This is a genomic window from Specibacter sp. NPDC078692 (assembly GCF_040686835.1).
Lineage (GTDB): Bacteria > Actinomycetota > Actinomycetes > Actinomycetales > Micrococcaceae > Specibacter.
In genome coordinates this window covers 153,309-160,920 of sequence record NZ_JBFBLV010000007.1, presented here as the reverse complement: position 1 = coordinate 160,920, position 7,612 = coordinate 153,309, and the positions used below count along the sequence as shown (strand labels likewise).

9 protein-coding genes are annotated in these 7,612 nt (G+C 61.7%); 4 read left to right on the top strand and 5 right to left on the bottom strand.

The genetic code is table 11. The annotated features are described in order from the left end of the window. The coding region (locus tag AB0O97_RS07645) for a hypothetical protein (RefSeq protein WP_363881458.1) at positions 1–246 on the top strand (246 nt) is incomplete at its 5' end. Further along, complete coding sequence (locus AB0O97_RS07640) at positions 243–1,289, top strand: type IV toxin-antitoxin system AbiEi family antitoxin domain-containing protein (protein ID WP_363881456.1); 1,047 nt, start codon at positions 243–245, stop codon at positions 1,287–1,289. The genes AB0O97_RS07645 and AB0O97_RS07640, both read left to right, overlap by 4 nt. 73 nt (positions 1,290–1,362) lie before the next feature. On the opposite strand, the gene AB0O97_RS07635 is transcribed toward AB0O97_RS07640, so the two are convergent. From AB0O97_RS07635 to AB0O97_RS07625, 3 genes are all read right to left on the bottom strand, one after another. Beyond that, positions 1,363–2,169, bottom strand: coding sequence for a class I SAM-dependent methyltransferase (locus tag AB0O97_RS07635; protein ID WP_363881454.1), 807 nt, complete (start codon positions 2,167–2,169; stop codon positions 1,363–1,365). A 72-nt stretch (positions 2,170–2,241) separates the two neighbouring features. Beyond that, positions 2,242–2,715, bottom strand: a complete 474-nt coding sequence (locus AB0O97_RS07630; RefSeq protein ID WP_363881452.1) for a tRNA (cytidine(34)-2'-O)-methyltransferase — start codon at positions 2,713–2,715, stop codon at positions 2,242–2,244. 72 nt (positions 2,716–2,787) lie between these two features. After that, positions 2,788–3,819 carry a J domain-containing protein gene (locus AB0O97_RS07625; RefSeq protein WP_363881450.1) on the bottom strand — a complete coding sequence of 344 codons (1,032 nt, stop codon included), beginning with the start codon at positions 3,817–3,819 and terminating at the stop codon, positions 2,788–2,790. A 175-nt stretch (positions 3,820–3,994) separates the two neighbouring features. Between AB0O97_RS07625 and AB0O97_RS07620 the strand changes: the two genes are divergently transcribed. After that, positions 3,995–4,936 carry a diacylglycerol kinase family protein gene (locus AB0O97_RS07620; RefSeq protein WP_363838211.1) on the top strand — a complete coding sequence of 314 codons (942 nt, stop codon included), beginning with the start codon at positions 3,995–3,997 and terminating at the stop codon, positions 4,934–4,936. Positions 4,937–5,031: 95 nt separating this feature from the next. Then, the gene (locus tag AB0O97_RS07615) at positions 5,032–5,745 is read left to right on the top strand and encodes a hypothetical protein (protein ID WP_363838214.1); all 714 of its coding nucleotides are present in this window, start codon (positions 5,032–5,034) and stop codon (positions 5,743–5,745) included. Between the two features lie 54 nt (positions 5,746–5,799). On the opposite strand, the gene AB0O97_RS07610 is transcribed toward AB0O97_RS07615, so the two are convergent. Further along, complete coding sequence (locus tag AB0O97_RS07610) at positions 5,800–6,618, bottom strand: pyrimidine reductase family protein (RefSeq protein ID WP_363838216.1); 819 nt, start codon at positions 6,616–6,618, stop codon at positions 5,800–5,802. After that, entirely contained in the window at positions 6,615–7,604 is a 990-nt protein-coding gene (gene folP / locus AB0O97_RS07605; RefSeq protein ID WP_363881449.1) for a dihydropteroate synthase, read from the bottom strand. Before folP ends, AB0O97_RS07610 begins: the two co-directional genes overlap by 4 nt. Positions 7,605–7,612: the final 8 nt, after the last annotated feature.

Genomic DNA, 7,612 nt, shown 5'->3' with positions numbered 1-7,612 from the left:
GTGCTGCGCAAGGGCCGCGGGGTAGTTTGTGTCTGGAATACGGGACTGACGCAGGGTTTGAACTGTGGCATTTACGTCAAACGGCGGCATTTTTGCTGTCTCACAGCAGTGGCGACGTTTTTGCCTTGGTCCGGCGGCGACGGTATCGGTGGCGGGGTCATTGCCGCCGCAGCCGCGGGAGTTATCCACAGGCCACCAGATGCCACTGTTTTGCGCCGTCAATGCGTGGAAGCCTTGATCGCATGAAGAAGCCCAAGCTCATCCGGTCAGCAGAGTATGACCATCTTGGCCAGGACCGCCGCAAGTTGGCTACCTTGCAACGGAAAGGCCTGCTGGTTCGAGTGCGGCGCGGCATTTACATGGATGACGCTGAATGGAGAACGCTCTCCGGACGAGAACGGTACGGGTTGCGTGTCCTGACATTCGGGCAGCAGACGGAGCAAGAGCCTGTGTTCTGTCATGCCACGGCGGCTCTTTTGTGGGGATTGTGGATTGTCGGCACGCCGCAAAGGATTCATACCCGAACCGAAGTAACAACCAGCGGGCGAAGCTCGACTGGGGTCACCAGACATATTGGCTCCTACACGGAAAGTGTTCAACGCTGTGGCCCTTTCCTTGTCACTGACAAGCTCAGCACCACAATGCAGCTCATCGACACCCTGGCCTTCCCCTATGCCGTTGCCGTGTGTGATTCGAGCCTTCGGGCGCCGGGAAACTCATGGAATCGGAACCTATTTACGCCTCCGGAATCGGACCCGTTCCAGCACTGGCCGGCGTGGGAACCCGAAGTGCCGCAGGGCCTGCCGTTGACGGTGGCTCAATTGCGGGCAGCAGCAGCTTCGCTGCCCAGTAGGGCGGCACAAGTCCGGGCATTGAAGGTCATTGAGTTCTCCTCAGCCTTGTCAGGATCGGCCGGGGAATCGCTGAGCCGGGTGAAGATGTTCCGGCTGGGATTCCCCGCACCGGTTTTGCAGGAGACGTTTGAGCTCCGAGATGGAAAGAAGGCAAAGACCGACTTCTGGTTCAAGGAGAAACGGATTGTGGGGGAGTTCGACGGCCTGGGGAAATACCTCCGAGCCAACTGGAGCGGCGGGCTTTCCCTTCCTGACCGGATCATTGCCGAAAAGCGGCGAGAAAACCAGATCCGGGCTCAAGGTGTGGGCTTTGCCAGATGGGACTGGCAGGAACTCATGGACACGGAGACGTTTGCGAGCATTTTGCGTCAAGCGGGGCTGCGGCAAAGCGGACTAATGACGGGGCCTTGGGGTAAGTCGCGAAAAATGCCATAGTTTGACGTGGATGCCATAGCTCAAACCCTGGCATCCACGTCAAACCATGGCATTTGTTGGAGTACTGCGTGGATTAGGCCCGAGGCGCCGAAGCCGTGGCGATCAGTGCGTTGGAGTTCATCTCACTAACCGGGCCCACGGACGCCATAAAGTCACGCCGAACGCGGGCGATCGCCTCCGGATCGCGGGGGAGCAAAGTACGCCAACCACTGCCCATGACCAGGTTCCACGCCATAGCGTCATCGACGGTGAGGGTCAGGGGGTGCTGCGTGACGGAGATGTCTTCCAGACCCCGTTGGCCAAGCCATGCGGTGAACTTTTCAACGGAATCTACCCGGCCCATGTTCTGGTTTGGCAGCGGTTCAACACCAGCCAACCGTGGGCGTTCCTTGATAGCGGCAGCGAGAATAAGCCCGGCGAAGGGTTCCAACGCACCGTCAACCCAGGTGCTCATGACGATTCGCCCGCCCGGGCGCAGCATGGAGACGAGGTGTTCCACCCCTGCTTCCATATCGGCGAAGAAGAACATGCTGTAGGAGCACAGCACGGCATCGAAGGTGCGGTGGCCGCGCCATTGCGTGACGTCGGCTTCGGTGAGGGTGGTGTTGAGGATGCCGCGTTCGCCGAGGTTCGCCGCCGCGATGCGCAGCAACCCGGTGGAGAGGTCCACGCCGTCGACCGTTCCGGACGGGCCCACAGCCAAGGCGGCGGGAAGAGTTGCCGCACCCGTTCCACAGCAGGCATCCAGAATCTTTTCGCCGGGCTGCAGCACAGCGGCCTCAACCACGTCGCGGCCCATGGGGTCCCAGAGCTTGTCCGCCCAGGCCTCAAATTGCAGGGCGCCGTCAGTGAACGCCAGACCAGGATCGCGAGCGGACATGCATACCTCCAGTTGATCAGTTGATGATGCAGTAGATGATGTGTGGCCGTCACAGAACCGGCAACAAGAAGACTAGGCCTGGATTTGCGCTCCGGCAAAGCCATTTTGGCGCCATGCCTCAAAGACGGCAATGGAGGCTGCATTGGCCAGATTCAGGGATCGCAGCGCCGGCAGCATGGGCAGGCGGACCCGGGCAGTGATGTGGGGATCAACCTTGACGTCCTCGGGTAGGCCGTCGGATTCCCGGCCGAACATCAGCACGTCACCGGGCTGGTAAGCGATGTCCGTGTAGGCGGCTTCACCGTCCGAGGTAAAGGCGAAGACACGTTCCGGGGCCAGCGCTGTCCAGGCCGCCTCAAGGGTTTTGTGGACCGTGACCACAGCTAGATCGTGGTAATCGAGCCCGGCCCGGCGCAGCTTGGCGTCAGAAAAGTCAAAGCCCAGAGGCTCCACCAGGTGCAGCTCGGCGCCTGTGATGGCCGCCAATCGAATGGCGTTGCCGGTGTTGCCGGGGATCTCGGGCGTCAGGAATAGGATGCGAAACACGTCTTTTATACTACCGCCCGCTGCAGCTGTGCCCTGACCCGCGGCAACAACCCGGGTTGATGGGTTTGCGAGCTAGTACATGCCGCCGAGGAGGCGGTCCAGAACGCTCAGGTCCACCACATTAGGGGACGGTCCGGAGGCCAGAAACTGTTTGACCTCGCGCACAAACCGGGCAGCATTGGCGGCGTTGACCGTATTTGAGCCGTCGGGCTCGGTGCCGCGTGCGTAGTCGATGACCGGTTCAAAGAGGTTTCCCGTGTTGCTGTGTACACAGACCCAGGCCGTGACATTGCACTCCGGGAACAGCTCTTGGAAGTGGCGCGTGGCGGGGATGAGCTGAGGTGGCGCTGCTACCTTGCTGCCGTGGACCAACATGTTGCCATCCCAGCGGAAGGCGCCATCAGGGACCAGCATGGAACCGATGATGGCGATCCGGTACCCGGAAACCAGAACGTGGTCTAAATAGCCGTTGCTGCGCGGCGACGTCAAACCGTTGACAAGCCGAGCTGCAGGAATGCTCGGCTGAACCTGTTGCATGATGAGCTGAGCGGTCCGAGCCTCGCGGGCCAAACGTGACGCGGCACCAAAAACGCCGCGCTTTCGGGGTGCACCATGAACGGGCTGGGCAGCGGTGGGACGTGGCAGCAACGGGGATTCACCCGGTGCCAGATCTTCATAAGCGGGCACATAAATGGCCGGATCGCCGGCAGTGTTGCGCTGTTCTTGGGTGCGGCGCGTGCTGAATCCGCTGAAGCCGCCGGAGTCTGAGCCCGAACCAGATCCCGAACCAGAGCCCGAACCTGAGCCCGAACCTGAGCCCGAACCAGCATCTGGACGAGACCCGGCGCCGGATGGACTACGTCCGGCCCCATAGGACCAGGCCCCATGAGAACCGGCGCCGTAAGATTTGTCGTACTTCTGCCGTTTGGCAGGATCCGCCAAGATCTCGTACGCCTCTGTGATTCGCCGGAACAAGGCAGGGTCACCGCCGCGATCCGGGTGGGCTATCCGCGCGGCTTTCCGGTAGGCGATTTTTACCTCGCGTTCGGTGGCGGTGCGAGAGAGTCCCAAGACTTGGTAATGCGTGAGAAATTTCTCGCCCACTGGTGGCCTTTCGATAGCCCGGCTGTGCCAAGGAATCATTCTAGCTGCAGGCGCTGGAGATAAAGTCAGGACCCAAAATCAAACCATGGTACAAAATAGACCACATCAACAAACAACATAGCCACGCGACATAAATTCTGTGCCGGAGCCGGGCGCTGACATACTGACTCTTGCCATGACCACTTTCCCAGCCCCCGCGGCGTACACCGTCCTGAACATCACTGTGGCCGTCAATCCGCGCGCAGCCTTTGGCGGCAACCGCAAAAAGTCCCCCGGCAACACGGGCGACATGGTCGTGGCGCGGCTGCGGGAGGCCGGCCATCACGTGACGGTCTTGCGTCGCCGGGACTACGCGGCCCTGCAGGAAGCGGTTGACGCCGAAATCGCAGCCGGCACGCACGCCCTCGTGGTGGTCGGTGGCGACGGTATGGTCCATCTGGCCGCCAACGCGCTGGCACACACGAGCATCCCGCTGGGCATTATCCCCGCTGGCACCGGCAACGACGCCGCCCGCGGTCTGGGCCTTGACCACCAAGACGCGAGCGCCGCCGTGGAACATTTCATCCAGCGATGCCAGCAGCCGCCGCGCACCGTGGACCTGGGCCGGATCGGTCGTGACGGTCAGGATCCGGTGTGGTTTATGGGCGCGTTCTCGGCCGGGTTCGACGCGCTGGTCAATGAGCGGGCCAACGGTTGGCGCTGGCCGCACGGGCCCATGCGCTACAACCTGGCGATCCTGCGCGAACTGGCCTTCCTGAAGCCGCTGAACTACGCGGTGCGGGTGGATGGTGTGGTGCGCCAGCAGCCGGCCCTGTTGATTGCGGTCTCGAACGGGATCTCTTTTGGCGGCGGCATGAAGATCACCCCGGATGCCGAGTACGACGACGGATGGCTGGATTTGTTTGTTGTCTCGCCTGTGCCTCGGCGGACTTTTTTGCGTATTTTTCCGCTCGTGTTCTCCGGGCGGCACACGGACCATCCCGCTGTTTCGATCGAGCGGGTGCGCGAGGTGGTTTTCAATGCACCGACTTTGGTGGCCTATGCCGACGGCGAGCGGATGGGTGCGCTGCCGGCGCTGGTGAGCGTGGATCCGGGCGCATTGCAGCTGTGGGTGTAATTAATGCTGAGCTGGACGGAGGTGTCAGGCACAGTCCCTTCAAGCGCAGTCCCTTCAAGCGCACGGCAAGAGCCGTGGTCGGTACAGTGGATGCTGTGAACTTTAGAGTTGGAACGTGGAAGATGGTTGCCGTGGCCACCGTACTGGCGGCTACCTTGAGCGGCTGCACGATTGCCATCCCCGAGGCACCGTCCCCAGCTAGCGAATCTGTGAGTTCGGCTCCGCCCAGCTACGCGGCACCAACCGTAGTGGCTGGGCACGACGCGGCCGCCGTGGCTGCTGCGCCCATGACCTTTGCTGCCGGCAACACGCTTCAGGCTGGTGTTCCGGTCGGTTTCAGTGACGCCCTGGGCCAGCCGAGCGAAGGAACGCTTGGCACACCTGGTCCGCCCGAATGGACATTGCTCAAGAACAACGTGGCCGGGCAGACGCAGTACAGCAACGCCGCCGGTTGTCAGCTGGCGCACTGGACCACCACCAACCAAGGTCCGCTCATTGCCGAGGGCGATGACAAGAGCTCCACGAGCAATCTGATGAAGTACCTGATTCCCTCCGTGACGGAATCGGCGCTGAGCGAAGCTACGCTGCCGTGGGTGGAAGAGGCTGGCAAGAAGGGGCAGAGCATCTCTTTCCTGAGCTTCACCCGCAAGGCCAGTAAAGACGTCAAAGCCAGTATCATGTGGGCTCGAATGCTGGGCACCGCCGATACCGGCTTAGTGGTGACATTGGCCTGTCCCACCGACGCGCTGCTGACCGACACAACAGCTAAGGTCATGACGAAATTGTCGGTGGCACCGCCGTCGAACTAGACCTGCGCGAACTAGTCCTGGTGGGCTTGGACTGTTCGATTTGGCCCGGAAATGTTATTCCACGGGGCGAACGTAACGTAAGAACAGCATGGATTCCGCTTTCAGTATCCGGGTCAGTTCCATGGTGCGGGCCACATCGGCTGCGGCGGAGACTCCACCAGCAGGGACGCCACCGGCCGAGCCTGCCGCAGGGCCAGCGTCAGGTGTGCCCTTGGCAATCCGCCCGGCCGTCCCGCCCACCAGCAGCGGGGACACCGTCAGGTTGAGTTCATCCACCCGGTTAGCCGCGGCGAAACTTCCCAGCAGCGTGGGCCCGCCTTCTGAGCGAATATTTTTGTATCCGCGGGCCGAAAGTTCGGCAATGATCCGATCCACATCCAGGGAGTCTTCCCCAACATTGACCACATCGGCCACCTCAGACAACGCTTCCCGGCGCTCTTGCGGTGCAGAGGCAAGGGTGAAGATCAGCGGCCGCACCGGGGCCTGTGTGAACACTTCGAGCTCGGCTTCCAGATTCAACGAGCCGGACACGATCGCCAGCGGTGGGTGCTCCGACAACCAGTTTTCGGCACGCCACGCCTGAGCGCCCTTGCTCAGCAGGTCCCCGCCATAGCCTTCGGAGCGGACGGTTTGGGCGCCCACCAAGATGACGTCGGCGGTTTGCCGCAACAGGGCGAATACGCGCTGGTCCCAGGCGTTGCCGAGCTGCCCGGATACTCCGTCCAAGGATGCCGCGCCGTCAATGCTGGCGATGAAGTTGAAGCTGACCCAAGGCTTGGTGCTGAGCCGGTTTTCCGGTGGGGCGGCCAGAATCTCGTGATCCAAGGCGGCACCTGAGAGCAAGGTGGCGTCGGGGAAGATCCGCTCCATCATGGGTTACTTTTTCCGTTCTGACTTTTCCGTTCTGGGTGAGCGGGTTCATTGACCTCACCCATATTGTGCTTGAGGTACGCCGGTTCCCGCCACCCCATGACGGTCTCTGTCATGCGGATGGCGGAGTTGGCGGCGGCCACGTTGTGCATGCGCAATACCCGGGCTCCGCCCAGAATGCAGATCACGCCGGTGGCGATGGAGCCCTCCAACCGGTCTTCCTTTCTCTGGTTCAGTGATTCACCAATGAAGTCCTTGTTGGACACGGCAGCCAGAGTAGGGAACCCCAGGGCCGCAATCTCATTGAAACGGCGCGTGATGGCCAGAGTGTGGAGCGTGTTCTTATTCAGATCGTGCCCCGGATCAATGATGATTTTCTCCGCCGGAACACCCAACGACAACGCCAGTTCAACTTTCTCGGACAAGAAGGCAGCTACCTCGGTGACCACATCGTCATAGTGCGGGCGCGGATAGATAGTACGCGGGGCAGCCAAGGAATGGGTGATGATCAGATGTGCTCCGGACTCCGCCACCACCGAGGCGAGATCGGGATTGGACAGCCCCGTAGTGTCGTTGATGACATGGGCCCCGGCGGCAATGCTGCGGGCGGCCACCTCGGGTAGGAACGTGTCCACGGAAATGATGACGTTGCTGGCTGCGGTTACGGCGGCTATCACCGGAACCACGCGTTCGGCTTCCTCTTCGGCGCTCAGCGCTGGCCCCGGGGCAAAGGGGACACCGCCAATATCAACCCAATCGGCGCCGTCGTCCACGGCAGTGAGCGAGGCCGCGACTGCCGCCTCCAGCGCGAAGGTGCTTCCGCCGTCGTAAAAGGAATCCGGGGTTCGGTTCACGATCGCCATGAGCGCAACCTGCCTGCTGAAATCCAGGGCTTGAGGGCCAAAATGGTGGATCGGATGCAGCAACGGCGGAGTGTAAAACGGCGCAGCGGTGGCAAGGGGCGCAGTGGACGTGGCAGGAGTGCTCATAGTCTCCA